Raw genomic sequence first — 14,671 nt, forward strand, 5'->3', positions numbered from 1 at the left:
GACTTTTTCGGGACGATTCGGGACAGTCGGGACAACTTGTTTCAAGCCGTCCTATGCCGTCCGATTGCCGTAAAGAAAACCGATGCATAACTTTGAGCGCATGGGACTGCATGAGACATGAGGGGCATACACTACAATCTGCCTAAGGGGCCTCTGTCTAAGCCCGGATGGTAGCGACAGCCTCCAGTGTTTCCGCATCTCGTTCAACGGTAACGTCCGCTACGCGGCAATGCAGTGACACAGCCTTAGCGTCCTGCTGCGCGCGCTCCTCTCGGGTTGCTGGCATTGATAGGTCCTCAACTTGGGTAGGGATAGGTGCACCTGCATGATCGTACTTAATGCTGCAGCCAAGTTGGCTTAGTCCATCCATCGCCCGCATTAACGCGTCAAATTCTGACGCAAAGTTTTTGTCGGAATTTACATCGGTAAGCCGGACAAACCTTGCCGCAGGACTCTCGTTAATGCGAGGATCGCCGGTGAACTCCACCCCCACTCGCTTCGCGATTTCAACGATGTCAGCCATGGTGCTCAGGGCATATTCATGCATCAGCTTGCGCTCAGGATGGGTCGCAATATTCTTGAGGAAATCCTCCATCGGTCCGACAAAGTCATCTGAGTTCATGGCTCTTTCGATGGTCTCTTGCACGTAGGTCAGGTACATGATTTGTTTACTCCTGTTCTGTAGTTTTAAAGTCGCGGCGTATCGCAAGGGATATTGCTAGCGCCACCCTTGACCCGGCCGCCAGCCCGTTGCCGTATCGAATAAGATACGTTCTGCCATTTTTATTACCCTTTCGCTGTCCCCAAGGCATTAACCATCTCCCTAGCGAACACGGCATTGAAGTCACGCTCGATCACGTTCGCGGCGATCTTTCGCAAGTTGATCGAATCGCGGTAGTTAGCATTCGAGACGAATATGAACACAGGGATGATTACCGACCTTCCGCTACGCTCAATCCTCCGCCATATGCCGGGAGAGAGATGGGCGCTCAGCCTATGTGTCTTGCCGGGGAGGACCACAAAATACCCCTGCAGTGACTGGCGCTTGCCGCGCCCAGATGCAACGCGCAGGCCAGTGCGGAGCGCGCCAAGTATTTCTTTGAGCTGGGCGCGGCTGGGGTTGCCAAATGCATCGAGCTTGAGTCCCGCGGCTGGAACCGCCTTCCAGCCAGCCGGCAGCACCCCCATTCCGCCGAGTAGCATTTCAAATGGTTTGCTGCCCCGTATGCCACCACCAAAATGTTCCTTGATGTACTGCGCTGGCGAAGCGCCACGGCTTGCCTGGTCGCGAATGCCGACGATAGTTTCGGGCTTGGCCTTCGTAGCCACAGTAGAAAATGGGCTGTTGGCGATGTACGGAGTAGGGCGCTCGAATACATCCCGAATATCAGATCCCAATTGGCTCTTTGCCTGCTTACCGATTACGGTCAGCGTTTTCGCCGCCGCGAATGGGATCTGCTTTTCTATAGCATTCAAGTGCTTCACCAACTTATCCAGGTTATGCGTGATCCTGATCATGGCTAACGCCGCCCACATCGAAGCGCTTCAACGGCGAGCACATTCATAACCTGTTTTGCGACGTCTCGATCCGCCTTGAATGGATAAGTACCCATGTTATTGGGGAAGGTAATATTGATCGGCTGCAGTGGCGCTCCTGGGCGAGCAGCCGTCAGGCTGGGGACGCTCATCCGGGAAACAATGCCGCCATTTGCGAAGCTGGGCAGACGCATGTTGTTGATGGCGTCGAGGAATCCAAGGCCGTACTTGCGCACTGATTTAGCCCGGATAACGTACTCCTGATTGGAGAGGCGTGCCAAGATGCTGTCCGAGGTGCCAGTGCCGGGACCGCGGATCAGACCACCGGCGGCGTATCTGCCTGTCGCACCACCCGAGTTCGGATCAAGATAGACCGCATTACCCTTGCTGTCGTATACACCTGTGAAGTTGGCAGCGTTGGCTGAATCCACCTTTTTAACGGTAACAGTAACCGTTTTGTCTTGGATCGCATCCATTGCCGCCTTGACCTCGGCCAGCGCCTGCTCGGCCTGATCGGTCGCCACGTTCACGGTGCGCGGCGCCTCCAGGCCTGTAAGCACGCTTTCTACGTCGGAGAGTGCCTTTACCTGGTCCTGTTGGCGTTGCTGCTCCGCTCCGGCAGCCTGCTCCAGGGCTTTGGCAAGGCTGAGTTTGGATTGCTTGGTTGCTTCGTCGGCACGCTGCGAAATCTCGGTCTTATATGCATCATTGTCGACGACATCGGTGAGCGTGCGGTATTGATCTGCCAACTGTTGCACAGCCTCGGCTTTGGCGCGGACGTCATCAACCGAACCACCCTCCGACGCCATCCGCTGCAAGCGCTGCCGCTCGATAGAGAGGTCACCTCTGAGGCTGATTTCCTTCTCTGCAATTTCCTGCTGCGAGGCTCCAGCCAGTGAATTCGGCGAGGCTCCGGCAAGCGACTGCGGACTTGATTGATTGACCCCAGAACGCAGCTTTTTTGCCTCGGCCAGGTAATTCTTTTCTGCCTGGATGCTGTCGTCCCATGCCTTGCGGATAGCGTCGCGCAGCTTCTCGTAGTCCTTGATGCGATCCTGGGTGAGTTTCTTTTGCTCGGCACCGTTAGCTGCGGACCGCTTCAATGCGTTGTCGATGATTTTCTGTGCGTCCTCGCCGCCCTTCAGGCTACTCGCGATTTCGAGCTCTCCGCTGTTCAGTCGCTTGGCATACTCCTGCAGCATTTCCTCGGCAGCCTTGGCATCGCTTTCAATTCCTTCGCGCAGGCCGGTAAAGGTGAAATTTGATATGGCCTCGATCACGCGCCCGACAGCACTTGCCATCTGTCCGAGACGAACGCCGGCCATTTGCGCCAGAAATACCATCGGCTTGAAAAAGTTCTCAATTAACGAAGTACCGGCCTGCGCCAGAGAAGCTACTGTCGGCGCAAGAACACCGCCAAGCGATTGCTTGAACTTGAGCGAAGCCTGCTCGGCTTGAGCCGTCTGTCCCTGAAACCCCGCCAGCGCCTTCTGCGAGTTGCCTAGCTGGGCCTGCGTTTCCTGCATGATGCCCTGATATTCGGCCTCAATCTTTTGTTGCTGAGTGAGGTTGCTTGCCGTAGTACCAAGGCTGGCCGCGTAGTCATCCCACATCTTGGCCACGTTCTTCGTAACGCCGGCATTGTCCACCAGCGTACTGTTTTCGTTCTTGAGGCCTTCTGTCGCAGACACAACCGCTTCGCCCAAGCCGAGATGCGCGGCGCGGTTGAATGAGGCACTGTCCTTCAAGCGCTCAAGAGTTGTAACCGCCTGGTCCAGGCTATAACCACGCGCCAGCAAATTCTGTAGGCCTTTGGCGGCTTCTGCAGTGGAGATCAGGCCATCAGCCGCAAGCTTCTCCGCCTCCTTCAGCGCATTGCCGATGCCGAAACCAGATGCATTCGCCACAGCCTCCAGCCCACGGAAGGCCGACTCGGCTTTGGCAAACTCCTGTACCGAAGATCGGGCGAAATTGATGATAGCCCCAGCGGTAACGAAAGCGGCCAGTTCGCGGCCAAGCTCGGAAATGACGCCCCGTGTTTGTGCAGCGCCATCGCGCATTTTCGAGGTGAAGTCAGGCAAGGGCTTTCCTGTCGCCTTCTGGGTTTTTTCGATATCGGTGCGTAGTTGGGTAACATCTTTCACCCCAAGTACTACAGCGGCAATTTTCAGTTTGGTTTCCATATCAAGCATGTCATGCTCCTTTAGCGTTCAGCGAATTGATTGCAGCCATGAACACGCCCCAGGGATAACCCCAGGCATTGGCATGGCCAGCATTGATCAAGCCGGCGACAGTACGTTCGAGATTGCGGCGGACATCTCCCGGCTGGCCAGGCCGATTTGCTCCAGACGCCGCCGAAACGCGAAAAAATCGGTGTTCACTTCCTGACAGGCTTTCCACACCTCGCGCAACTGTGCCGGAGTAAGCGTCCCAATCTGTTCGCGGGTAAGTGTGGTCAAGATTGACAGGTCAAGCATGGTCAGGTCATCGAATAGAAGCGTGCTCACAACATCCCACGCACCGGCCGGGACCTCCTTAACAAAGCCGAGCAGGATCGCCACCCGCCTGCCCAAGCCCGGGCGTTGCGGCCTAGGCTCGGTATATGCCTGCTCCAGGCGCACCAGCCAGAGGCGGATCTCCTCAACTGTCAACTCTCTGACTCCGTAGTTAATACCGGCTATTTCTCTCTCTAAATTCAGTCGTTCCATGATTGTTTCTCCGTTAAAAAAATTAAACCGCCGGCGGCCCATACTTTCGCTGGGAACCGTCGGCAAACTTCCCAACCCCTGTCTGAGAACTTCATCATTAGGCTGCTTCCCTGACAGGCTGGGGACTGTCGTGCAACTCTCCATCGCTCCACAGTTTTGGCGTGATGCGGAACACATGCATATGCCCCTCGCCGCCTGGCAGCCTTTCCTTGCGGGTGTACCCTTTGCCTTCGGTGCTCAGTGCCCCCAGGCGCACCAACAGCTTGCACACGGCGCGATAATCGAAGCCTTGGCACACCTCGCCCTTGAATGTTTCCGGGAAAACGAAATATTCCGTTTCCTTGGCCGTACGCTCCATGCCGTCCCTGTCCAGGCCATCCAGATAAATCTTGTTGCCGTTTTCGTCCTTGGCATCGCTATGCTTGCGGTAACCGGCCCGGTTGATTGTGCGGGGCGGGTGCTGACTGGTATCGCTGGCTGGACGCTCCCAATCGCTGAAACGCGCCTCCCCGTGCAGTTCGAAGAAGCGGCGTACCTGCGCCAGCATTTGCACCTCCTCAAGATTGCCCGCGCTGCCGCGTTGACCAAGCCAGGCCTTGAAGCAGATCGCAGCGGCGGCCATCGCCTCGCCCGGCTGCCAGCCGGTGATTTCCCATGAGGTAGCCAGCTCGCCGGAAGTACCCACCAGAGCGAAGCGCAGGGCGGCACGCTCCACCTGCCCGCCTGCTCCGTCTGGAACATGCTCCGTCTTGAATTCCCGCTGCCCCCGCTTGACCGCGTTGGCCGCCCAATCCGGCGGGCGTTGCACCAGTTTCTGCAGGAAGGCCAGCGCCGCCGTGCCGTGATACTTCGCCACAGCTTCCGTAATCGCCCGGGAAAACACCGCGCCGCCCGCGTACTGGTGCAGATCCTCGAACATGCCTAGCCCGGCGCCAGCATCGGCTGGAATATCCAGCAACCTTATTTCCATGCCGGCCTTGGTCTTGCGGTTGGCTTGCGCCATGTGCTCGGCCAGCCCGGCCTCGCCACTGGAAAGGAATAGCAGCCGCCAGCTCGCCGTATCGCGCATGGTGCCGGTACGGTTGGCCCTGGCCTTGCCGCTGCCGTTGGCCAACATATAGGCCACTTCGCCCGCCGCCTTGGGGTCAACCTGGCTTATTTCATCCAGCACCAGCAGGCAGTCGGAATGCTGGGCGGCCAATGCCTCCAAGCCGTTGTCGGTCGCTCGCCAGCGTTGCAGGTAGTCGAGTCCGCCCCACACTGAAGCCGCCACCCGCAGCGCCGTTGTCTTGCCGGTGGAACTGTCGCCGCGGTAGTGAAAGCCGCCTGATTCAAGGCCGGTGATTTCCAGCATGGGCGCCGCCAGAGCTGCCGACACTGCAAACACCAGCCGGGAGTTGCCGGCGCATGGCGTTGCAACATGCTGCTGCCAGTCTGCGAGCTTGCCTTTTTGCTTGAAGGTGCTGGGCGAACTGCTGGCGGACTGGAACAGGATTCTTTCGCCAGCCTCGCCGATGGTGCGCTCGGGCATCACGAACACGCCGCCATGCCAGCCGGTGCGTTCCACACAGCGAGCGCGTTGCTCAACCGGCGCGGTCTGAATGTATTGGGTGAGCAGATTGCGGGCCTTGGTCATGGTGGACATTTGCAGGCCCATGGACAGCAACACGCCGCGATATTCCGCGCCGTCGCCCTTGAGCAGCTCCATCGGCATGGCCCAGGCGTGGTGTGTTCCGTCCAGATCGTCGAACTCCAGCAGCCGCCCCCATGATTCGTTTTTCGCATCCCTGGTTACGGCGGTGATTTCCAGCTTCGAGCAGATCCACAGCGGCGGCGCTTCGGTACCACTTTCGTTCTTGCCGAAATACCACACGCCCGCATCGTTGCAATGAAAGCGCGTTTGCGGAGTTTCCGGCTCACTCGGCTGACCGACCGGCGAACTGCTGGCGCTGGCCGCCCGAGGAGTTGCCACTTGGGGATTTGTCAAAATACCGCCTTCGCCCTGCAGCAGCCGAATATGTTCGGCGGTCCAGCCATCGCTTACCGCATCGGCCGCATCCCACTTTTCTGGCGGTGGAGTGCCAGCGCTCAAGGTTGGCTGTCCAGCTTCGTCATATCCCGCTGTACGGGAAAAAACGGATAAATCCAACAGCCGCACCTGCTCCGCGCCAGCCTTTGCGAGCAGGTTGGCGACGGTCACCATGCACTCCAGGCCAGGCGAATCATTGTCAGGCCATAGCCAAACGATGCGGCCCGCCAGCGGCGCCCAATCGGTTTTAGCCGGGGCCTGCGCGCCATTTAGCATGGTGACGGCCGCAGCGTTAGGGAATAGCAGACCCGCAGCGTCGGTAGCCTTTTCGCCTTCGCATACAAGCACAATCGCGCCAGGCCGTGCCGCCAACTGGTCAAGGTGATACAGCGGGCGCGGTTCAGGTAGTCCCTGCCATCGCCATTCACGGCGGCGGCCGTCTGCAGTCTTGCACCAGGTCAGCGGGCAGAACTGCTTACGCTCGCCCTCGGTCTTCGGCTCGAATCGATACACCAGACAAAGCAGCCCGCCGTCCGCGTCCCGGTACTCCCAGCGCATGGAAGGCTTGCCGTGTGTTGGGTGTGCCTGGGGCGGTTGTGTTGCTGTCTTGGGTACGGGGCACAGCGCTTCCCACGTGGGTTTTTCAGACGTCTTGGATGCACTGGTATTGCCTAGCGCTTTTCGTGTGTTTGCAGCGCGTTCCTGAGGGTCAGATTTTTCAACTTTCAGCCCCAGGAAATCGGCCAGCAACGTGGCGGCCTCGCCTTGCTTCTTGCCCTCGATATAGGCCACCAGCGCGACCAGGTCGCCGCCCCTATCCTGAGCACCGCCGGCAAAGTCCGCCCATGCGCCGGTATTCAAGTTGATGGAAAATGAACCAGGCTTGCTATCGGATCGGGTCGGGTTCAGGGCAAGATACTCATGGCCTTGTCGCTTGCCACCCGGTAGCCAATGGCTAAGTATGCCTTCGATGTCAGCCAGCGCCGCAGCAGCGATTTGCTGAATGTTTTTCATCGTGCCGGCCGCCTTTTCGGAGTCGCACCAATTGGCGGAGTGCCGGCGCAGCGGCCACAAAAATAGCAAGCCTCCCGCTGGCGCATTCCGTTATGCAAATACAGCAGAACTCCGCTGGAAACTCGGGTACGCGCCTTGGTAAATCCTTTACCGCACATCGCGCAATGATTCTTCAATTCATAAGGGGATGTATGGAGTTTTCCCATATCAGCACCCCCCGAACAAATCGCCCTGGCTAGAGCTTTCACCCCGCCAGATATAAACCGCTACCCAATGCACGGCGCCGGTTTCATCGGCCTGGTATGTGCGCACGGTATCTACAGGCACTCCGCGTTTCCTGAGTTCGCACACCCGCATTCCCGGATGCATGATTCCCATTTGCCGGGCTTCGAGAGTGGTCAGCCTACCGTGATGTTTGAGGTACTCATGAATTCTCACCGCTTGCGGCAAGGAGTCTTTATCGGTATAGTTTTTGGACGTAGTTTTGCTATGGGCCGGGGCTTCCCCGGCCTTTTCTTTTGTCATGATCGCAGCCCCTCACGCCGCTTTGGGCGTATCGGAAACGCGGGGGCGATTGGCCAGATATTCGTCTAGCTCATGCTCATACCAGCCTGTCGAGTTTTCGCCCAGGCGCACACGCTTCGGGAAGCGACCCTCAGACTCAAGCCGGTAAATCGTAGATCGGGATAAAGAAGTTTTTGCTAGAACAGCAGGCAGTCGGAGAACTGTTTTTGATTGCATGATCGCTCCTATCAAATCCCGCCAAATAGCAGGCGGTACTGGGGAAGATCATGAATATTTGAAAATGAGATGTACGGAAATCACCGAATAGCTATCGGAAATTTCCGATAACTCTAGTCGTCATTTCCCGCCTTGGGGAGAAGTTGCACGCCTTCTTTCAACCACCCGCGTATGGTCTTATCAGTAACGCTAACGCTATTCTTTTCCATGGCTTTTACAATATCTGTCGGGGTGGTTGATCTTGCATCATCCGGTTGATATCCATAAACATCAACAGCCATACAGACAAGTGCCCGTAGAAGGTTATCAATCTTTCGAGGAGACTCCGTTTCCTGTGATTGCCCTGGATTGATGTCCTTCTCCAAGATAATCAAATCATCTTTGCTAACCTTCGGGCCACCACTCAATGCCCATGCGTGCCCTCGAAGTTCTGGATATTGATCCGCCCATGGCATTTTCATTTCTCGTGCAGGCAACAGAATCACATTCTCTAGGTGCTCGACTATCCCCGTAAGCAATTCGTATGCTTCAGAGTGATGCAGATACCATGGCTGAGAGGCATAAAAGCATTTTGATTGCACCTTGATACCATCCGCAGTATCGCAGCCATAAACATCGAAGCCATCATCGGCAATCTCCGTCGGGCCGCAACTAACCTTCCCGTGCCCAGTCGGCACCCAATGCGCCTTCCAGCCTTTGGCTAGAATTGCTGCTTTAAGATCACCTGCAATAATGGATTGCTCTACTACATCAACGCTAACTCCCATGTGTTCGGCAGCTTGCGATAACGTAAACCACTTTTGTTTCATCATGCACCCCTTCAAAGCGCTCACCTTCAAGAAGGTGCCACCCCAAGCGGTGAAGGTCTCCGCTTTTCGCCTGGACAGGCTAGGGGTAACATAATCATCAAACCGTTGCCGATGCTGCTTCCTTGCGCTGGCGGACTCTACGCTTTGCCGGCGCAGCGGGTTTTTCTTGCGACACCTCACGCATGCCAAGAATGCCACGCTCTACAAACGACAGCGTGCAGTGTCCGGCCACAATGAAATGATCTAGCACATTGACCTCCACCAGCGCCAAGGCCTCCTTGAGGGCGCAAGTCAGTAGCATATCCGCCCGGCTGGGTTCGGCCACGCCGCTTGGGTGGTTATGGGCAAATATCACGGCCGCGGCATTGTAGTGCAAAGCACGCTTTACCACTTCACGCGGATATACGCTGGTTTGGGTAAGGGTGCCGTGGAACGGGGTTTCCGCTTCTATCAGCCTGTTTTGAGCATCCAGATAAAGCACGGCGAACACCTCCCTTTCTTCATCCGCCAACAGCAAGCGCAGGTAATCCCGCACGGAAGACGTGCTGGCGAAGGCTTCTCCGTCCGGTTCGCGCAATCGGGTTTTAAGAATGGAGAGGGCACGATAGATCGCCCTATCCTCGCGGGTTTTGATGGGGGTGCTAGAATGCAAAGTAGCCATTGATGCAATACTCCTTTTCAGTGTTGCGTTGTGGTTAGGAGCGGGTTAGTGGTCTAAACACCTGCCCGCTCCGCTTTCCCCATGAACCGCATGAGGGACGGTCCTTAACCCTTCGCCGTAGCTTCCTTTCGCAAAACGTTCGGCTCCCACCCTTTTGCTTCTTTTACGGGAGCAATTCGGCCCCCTTCTACCGCTACCCTTGTCACAATTGGCCGGCTGCACGCATTAACAAAAAATGGCAAACCCATACGCCGGAGTTGCTCTGCTTGCAACTGGTAGCCGGATTTGCCGTTACGCCCCCGCTTGATCCCGGTCAAGATGCCAACTTCTTCCTCCGTCAGGAACATTTCGCGACGGTCCAATTTATGCTGCCATAGTTGGTGCACGCTGCACCTTGGGCTTGAAGGTCTTGCGGGCCTGCCACAGGTCATAAGAGGCCTGCTCCGCAAGCCATACATCCGCCCGCCCGCCATTCTCCACCCCCAGCCACTTCTCCAGGCGCAGCGCCATTTCCGGCGATACGGCTGCACGGCCATTCAGTACGCGAGAAAGCGCCGCACGGGTTACGCCCAGTTGCGCAGCCGCATCGGTAACCGTCAGCCCCAGGGCGGGCAACACATCTTCCCGCAAAGTCTCGCCGGGGTGCGGCGGATTATGCATTCTGCTCATATTCAAACTCCTTTCAGTGGTAGTCCTGATAATCCACCAGCACGGCATCGACGCCGTCAAAAGTGAAGGTCAATCGCCAATTGCCATTCACCCATACGGCGTAATTCCCGACCAGATCACCGCCCAATGGGTGCAGCTTCCAGCCCGGGATATTCATATCCGACGGATTGGCCGCCTCATCCAGGCGCCTTAATTGCCTGGCGAGCCTTGGAGCATGATGCGGCTGTATTCCCGCTTTGCTGCCGGTCTCGAAAAAGGCTTGCAGCCCCTTATGCTGGAATGTTTTTATCACGGCTCAATTGTATAGCGTTGCGTATCACTATTCAATAATTTCATTCATCCCCAGCAAGCCGGGAAGGTTGCGGCAGAAATAAAACGCGCGCGGCATTTTGCAAAGCCCATGCACGGCAGAATGCGGCTTGCAGCGGTATCGGATGCCGCAACAACAGCCGTCAATCACCCGCAAAGCCCCGCCAATCCTTGCACTGCGACATGCGATAGTTTTGCAGCGGTTTCCGGTTTTGCAATTGGACGGCATAGGACGGCTTGAAACAAGTTGTCCCGACTGTCCCGAATCGTCCCGAAAAAGTCGGGACGGCTGCAAGCCAATAACGGCGGGCTGTCCCGACTGTCCCGACCTGTCCCGACTGTTTTTTGAATGGACTGAGTGCAAACCGAGCCATTTACATCAGTCTGAAAAAGGCAGTGAACGTGGTGCACCACCTTAAAAAATAACCGGCGCGGGTCCTTCTGGAGTCTTGCCCTTGCGGGTAATCGCGACCCTGTTTGCTCTCCAGTTTCAAGGCCGCCCTAAGGGGGTTAAGTTGAAGAGCTATGCTCACTTTCAGGCGGCCTGCGTTTTGAGAGTCACCACTTCCGCCCCGGCCTTGAGCTTGTCCAGGTAATCAGCCCATAGCTGCATCATTTTCCGGCGTTCATCAAGGTGAGCGGTCCGGTTATAGGCGCGCCCATTTGGATCGCGTACTGCATGGGCCAGTTGGTGCTCGATAAAATCAGGCCTCACTCCCAACACCTCATCCAGGATGGTGCGAGCCATTGCTCGGAAGCCATGACCGGACATTTCATCCTTTCCGATATTCATCCTGCGCATGGCAGCCAGAATGGCGTTATCGCTCATGGGTCTGCCATTGGTGCGCGCCCCAGGAAACACATACCGGCCCGAACCTGTCAGGGCGTGAAGTTCGCGTAAAATTTCGACAGCCTGCCGGGATAGGGGTACAAGGTGCGGGGTTTGCGTTTTGGTCACGGTGTAGCGCCATTCGCCGGCATCAAGATCTATATCAGACCACGCCGCCTGCCGTAGCTCACCTGGTCGAACGAAAACCAATGGGGCAAGTCGCAAGGCGCACTTTGTGACGAATGAGCCGGTATAACTATCAAACGCTCGAAGCATAGGGGCGACCTTGGCAGGTTCGGTTACGGCGGCAAGGTGGGTTTCCCTTGCTGGCGGCAAAGCTCCTCGCAGATCGGCTGATATGTCTCTGGATGCTCTACCCGTTGCCACGGCATAGCGCAACACCTGCCCGCAGTTTTGCAAAGCCCGGTGTGCGGTTTCCAATGCGCCACGCGATTCAATCCGCCGGGCAGTTGCGAGAAGTTCAGGGGCAGTAAGATCGGCGATGGCTTTACTACCAATCCAAGGGAAAATATCACGCTCCAGGCGCCGAATGATTCTCGCGCCATGAGACTCCGTCCAGCTCGCCGCATTTTTTGCGTACCACTCGCGGGCGATTACTTCAAAACTATTAGCAGCCTTCTCAGCACCTGCAGCCTTCACTGCTTTCTTCGTTTCACCGGGGTCAACACCATTAGCCAGTAGTTTGCGGGCATCGTCGCGGCGCTGTCGGGCATCGGCTAGGGAAACGTCTGGATATACCCCCAGCGCAAGCAGCTTCTCTCTACCCCCAAAGCGATACTTTAACCGCCAATATTTCGAGCCATTGGAATGGACCAGCAGAAACAAGCCCTTTTCGTCAGCCAGCTTGCGAGGCTTGGTTTCGGGCTTGGCGTTTCTAACAGCGGTATCGGTCAAAGGCATTTGGGGGTATCTCCAAACGTACGCAGGTGATGTACCCCGCATTTATACCCCCACATACCCCCGGATGCAATAGGTTGCGGTTGGACTCCATGGGACAACAAACCAAACAAAAAGCCCGCATTGCGCGGGCTTTCTGGACTTCTTGAGACTTGGTGAAACAAGGTATTGGTGGAGGTGGGGGGAATTGAACCCCCGTCCGCAAGCCCTCTACAGACAGTTCTACATACTTAGCCTGGTTGTTTGATTTGACCTTGCAACCGCCAACCGGCAGGCTGAGGCAAGGCGAGTTACCTTGGATTTAATGATGTATCAAGTAACCCGATACAGCACGATCCTCTCTTAATGACGCTGCTGCAGGTTGCCCTGCCCGACCGAGAGGCCCTTCGGTGCAGCGTCCAGCCGGGATTAAGCGGCTAGAGCGTAAGTTTCGTCGTTTGCGACTATACTTTTTCCAGTTGTTTTACGAGGTGACTGGTCCTCGGTATGCCCTGCACTGCTTTGTAACCCACGTCGAAACCGGGTCACCCCCAGATTCGCTGTTAAAGACCGGAAGACGGTCAGATAAGTTCCACAGCAATCACAATTATACGCGCTATTTATTGGCCGCCCGCATAATCCTGCCTTTTTCGCGCTCCCAGTCACGCTCCTTTTCGGCCTCGCGCTTGTCGTATTGCTTCTTGCCCTTGGCCAGGCCGATCTCGACTTTTACCCGGCTACCGGTGTAATGCATATCGAGCGGCACCAGGGTATAACCGGCGCGCTCGACCTTGCCGATGAGTTTGGCGATTTCCTCGCTATGCAGCAACAGCTTGCGGGTACGTGTCGAATCGGGGCGGATATGCGTGGATGCAGCACCGAGCGGCGTGATGTGGCAGCCGATGAGATAAATCTCGCCGCGCTGGATAATGACGTAGGCCTCCTTGAGTTGCACGCGGCCGTCGCGGATGGCTTTGACTTCCCAGCCTTCGAGCACGATGCCGGCTTCATGTTTTTCTTCGATGAAGTAGTCGTGAAAGGCTTTTTTGTTCTGGGCGATGCTCATGGAATTTGTAATGGCTTAGAATCGCATCATTTTAACCTAATCGTTCCCTGCTCATGGCGCAAGTCGAAAAATCCGTACTGGTTCCACATTCAGCCACCCAGATGTATCAACTGGTCGACGCACCCGAACGCTACCCGGAGTTCCTTCCCTGGTGCGGCGGCGTGGATCTCAAACAGCGCGACGAGACCATCACGGTGGCGACCTTGCATATCGATTACCACGGCATCAAACAGAATTTCACTACGGAAAACACCAAGACCTTCCCAACCTTGATGGACATCAAGCTGGTGGACGGCCCTTTCCGCCACCTGGAAGGCGTCTGGCGCTTTATCCCCTTATCCGAGGACGCCTGCAAGATCGAATTCAAGCTACACTATGAATTCTCCAGCCACCTGCTGGAAAAGATCATCGCGCCGGTGTTCAGCCATATCGCCAATACCTTTGTCGATGCCTTTGTAGAACGTGCAGAAATCATTTACACATCCAAATGAATACCGAAATTCTTGTCGAAGTCGCTTACGCACTGCCAGAGCAGCAACTGATACTGGAGTTGATGGTGCCGGAAGGCACGACGGCGGAACAGGCCGTCCAACATAGCGGGATCACCGTAAAATTCCCCGAGATCGATCTCACCCAGAACAAACTGGGCATTTTCGGCAAACTGGTCAAGGGAGATACCGTGCTGCGTGAGCGTGATCGCGTCGAGATTTACCGTCCGTTGATCGCAGATCCGAAGGAGGTCCGTCGCCAACGTGCGGCGGAAGGCAAGGTCATGAAAAAAGGCGGAGGGGACGCCCCTTCCGCCGAGTAATCAACCGGACCGCGAGCATCTACTCGCAGTTTGCCGCGACGTCGCTCTTTGCGTTTTCAATCTCCGCGGCAATTTCCTTGTCGCCGTAGTATTCGCGTTCGCCTCGCTCATTGACGCGATAAATCCGGCCGCCCTGCTCGAATTGCGCCAATTTTGACCGAGCGGCCTTGCACGCCTGGTCCTTGGCTTTCATTTCGGCCTGCTGTTTTTCTTCCTGCTGCTTTTTGGCTTCCGCCTCCTTGGCAGCCTTTTCCTTCAGGTCTTCCGAAACCTTGTTCTTGGGGTCATTTGGATTGGCCGCTGCCGCCGGCTGCTTGCCGCCTTTTGCGGCTTCTTCAACCTTTTTTGGGTCCGTTCCCGCAGCCGGGGCCGGCTGCTCTGGCTGAGCGGATTTTTTGCCCGACAAGGTGGTATACGGAATATTGCTCAAAGGAGGAGTATCGGAATACTGCGTTTTACCGCTTTTATCTTTCCATTTATAGACTTCCGCAGAAACCGTCGCCGACATCAGCAAGGAGGTGCAAAAGAAGGCAATAAGCAGTTTTTTCATTTTAGTATTCCCCTTGAAGCGTAATGGCGAAACATTAACCTT

The 14,671-nt window shown here is 56.2% G+C and carries 16 protein-coding genes, 1 other RNA gene and 1 pseudogene; 2 read left to right on the forward strand and 16 right to left on the reverse strand.

Annotated features, from left to right (window positions below; all coding sequences use genetic code 11):
- Positions 1-157 precede the first annotated feature (157 nt).
- The 15 genes and pseudogenes from A7976_RS02840 to smpB all read right to left on the reverse strand — a co-directional run bounded on the left by A7976_RS02840 (position 158) and on the right by smpB (position 13,268).
- Entirely contained in the window at positions 158-661 is a 504-nt protein-coding gene (locus A7976_RS02840) for a hypothetical protein (RefSeq protein ID WP_067106535.1), read from the reverse strand.
- Positions 662-786: 125 nt separating this feature from the next.
- On the reverse strand, positions 787-1,518 hold the full coding sequence (locus A7976_RS02845; protein WP_131800988.1) for a hypothetical protein: 732 nt from the start codon (positions 1,516-1,518) through the stop codon (positions 787-789).
- 2 nt (positions 1,519-1,520) lie between these two features.
- Positions 1,521-3,728 carry a hypothetical protein gene (locus A7976_RS02850; protein WP_067106541.1) on the reverse strand — a complete coding sequence of 736 codons (2,208 nt, stop codon included), beginning with the start codon at positions 3,726-3,728 and terminating at the stop codon, positions 1,521-1,523.
- Positions 3,729-3,815: 87 nt separating this feature from the next.
- On the reverse strand, positions 3,816-4,244 hold the full coding sequence (locus A7976_RS02855) for a hypothetical protein (RefSeq protein WP_067106543.1): 429 nt from the start codon (positions 4,242-4,244) through the stop codon (positions 3,816-3,818).
- A 97-nt stretch (positions 4,245-4,341) separates the two neighbouring features.
- Complete coding sequence (locus tag A7976_RS02860) at positions 4,342-7,287, reverse strand: DUF927 domain-containing protein (protein WP_067107361.1); 2,946 nt, start codon at positions 7,285-7,287, stop codon at positions 4,342-4,344.
- Positions 7,288-7,494: 207 nt separating this feature from the next.
- Entirely contained in the window at positions 7,495-7,812 is a 318-nt protein-coding gene (locus A7976_RS02865; RefSeq protein WP_067106546.1) for a helix-turn-helix domain-containing protein, read from the reverse strand.
- Positions 7,813-7,824: 12 nt separating this feature from the next.
- Complete coding sequence (locus A7976_RS14690; RefSeq protein ID WP_082877944.1) at positions 7,825-8,028, reverse strand: AlpA family transcriptional regulator; 204 nt, start codon at positions 8,026-8,028, stop codon at positions 7,825-7,827.
- A gap of 113 nt (positions 8,029-8,141) precedes the next feature.
- Positions 8,142-8,840: a hypothetical protein gene (locus A7976_RS02870; protein WP_067106549.1), complete on the reverse strand. Its 699-nt coding sequence runs from the start codon at positions 8,838-8,840 to the stop codon at positions 8,142-8,144.
- Positions 8,841-9,024: 184 nt separating this feature from the next.
- Positions 9,025-9,378, reverse strand: a pseudogene (locus A7976_RS15325) (JAB domain-containing protein); the annotation flags it as partial.
- Between the two features lie 224 nt (positions 9,379-9,602).
- Positions 9,603-9,971: a DUF4224 domain-containing protein gene (locus tag A7976_RS15465; protein WP_371440598.1), complete on the reverse strand. Its 369-nt coding sequence runs from the start codon at positions 9,969-9,971 to the stop codon at positions 9,603-9,605.
- Positions 9,862-10,167 (reverse strand): HigA family addiction module antitoxin, encoded by a 306-nt coding sequence (locus tag A7976_RS02885; RefSeq protein ID WP_067106551.1) that lies wholly within the window; start codon positions 10,165-10,167, stop codon positions 9,862-9,864. Before A7976_RS02885 ends, A7976_RS15465 begins: the two co-directional genes overlap by 110 nt.
- A 13-nt stretch (positions 10,168-10,180) precedes the next feature.
- Positions 10,181-10,459 carry a type II toxin-antitoxin system RelE/ParE family toxin gene (locus A7976_RS02890; protein ID WP_067106554.1) on the reverse strand — a complete coding sequence of 93 codons (279 nt, stop codon included), beginning with the start codon at positions 10,457-10,459 and terminating at the stop codon, positions 10,181-10,183.
- Positions 10,460-11,011: 552 nt separating this feature from the next.
- Positions 11,012-12,226 (reverse strand): integrase arm-type DNA-binding domain-containing protein, encoded by a 1,215-nt coding sequence (locus tag A7976_RS02895; protein ID WP_067106557.1) that lies wholly within the window; start codon positions 12,224-12,226, stop codon positions 11,012-11,014.
- A 166-nt stretch (positions 12,227-12,392) separates the two neighbouring features.
- Positions 12,393-12,755, reverse strand: a transfer-messenger RNA (tmRNA) gene (ssrA, locus tag A7976_RS02900).
- 63 nt (positions 12,756-12,818) lie between these two features.
- Positions 12,819-13,268, reverse strand: coding sequence for an SsrA-binding protein SmpB (gene smpB / locus A7976_RS02905; protein WP_067106573.1), 450 nt, complete (start codon positions 13,266-13,268; stop codon positions 12,819-12,821).
- Positions 13,269-13,321: 53 nt separating this feature from the next.
- Here smpB and A7976_RS02910 point away from each other — a divergent pair, with 53 nt between their 5' ends.
- Together A7976_RS02910 and A7976_RS02915 are read left to right on the forward strand one after the other, a co-directional pair.
- On the forward strand, positions 13,322-13,759 hold the full coding sequence (locus tag A7976_RS02910) for a type II toxin-antitoxin system RatA family toxin (RefSeq protein WP_067106575.1): 438 nt from the start codon (positions 13,322-13,324) through the stop codon (positions 13,757-13,759).
- Entirely contained in the window at positions 13,756-14,079 is a 324-nt protein-coding gene (locus A7976_RS02915; protein ID WP_067106578.1) for an RnfH family protein, read from the forward strand. Before A7976_RS02910 ends, A7976_RS02915 begins: the two co-directional genes overlap by 4 nt.
- Before the next feature lie 19 nt (positions 14,080-14,098).
- Here A7976_RS02915 and A7976_RS02920 read toward each other — a convergent pair whose 3' ends face one another.
- The gene (locus A7976_RS02920; RefSeq protein WP_067106581.1) at positions 14,099-14,629 is read right to left on the reverse strand and encodes a DUF4124 domain-containing protein; all 531 of its coding nucleotides are present in this window, start codon (positions 14,627-14,629) and stop codon (positions 14,099-14,101) included.
- Between the last annotated feature and the right edge of the window lie 42 nt (positions 14,630-14,671).

It is taken from the genome of Methylobacillus sp. MM3 (assembly GCF_001645185.1).
Classification (GTDB): Bacteria; Pseudomonadota; Gammaproteobacteria; order Burkholderiales; family Methylophilaceae; genus MM2.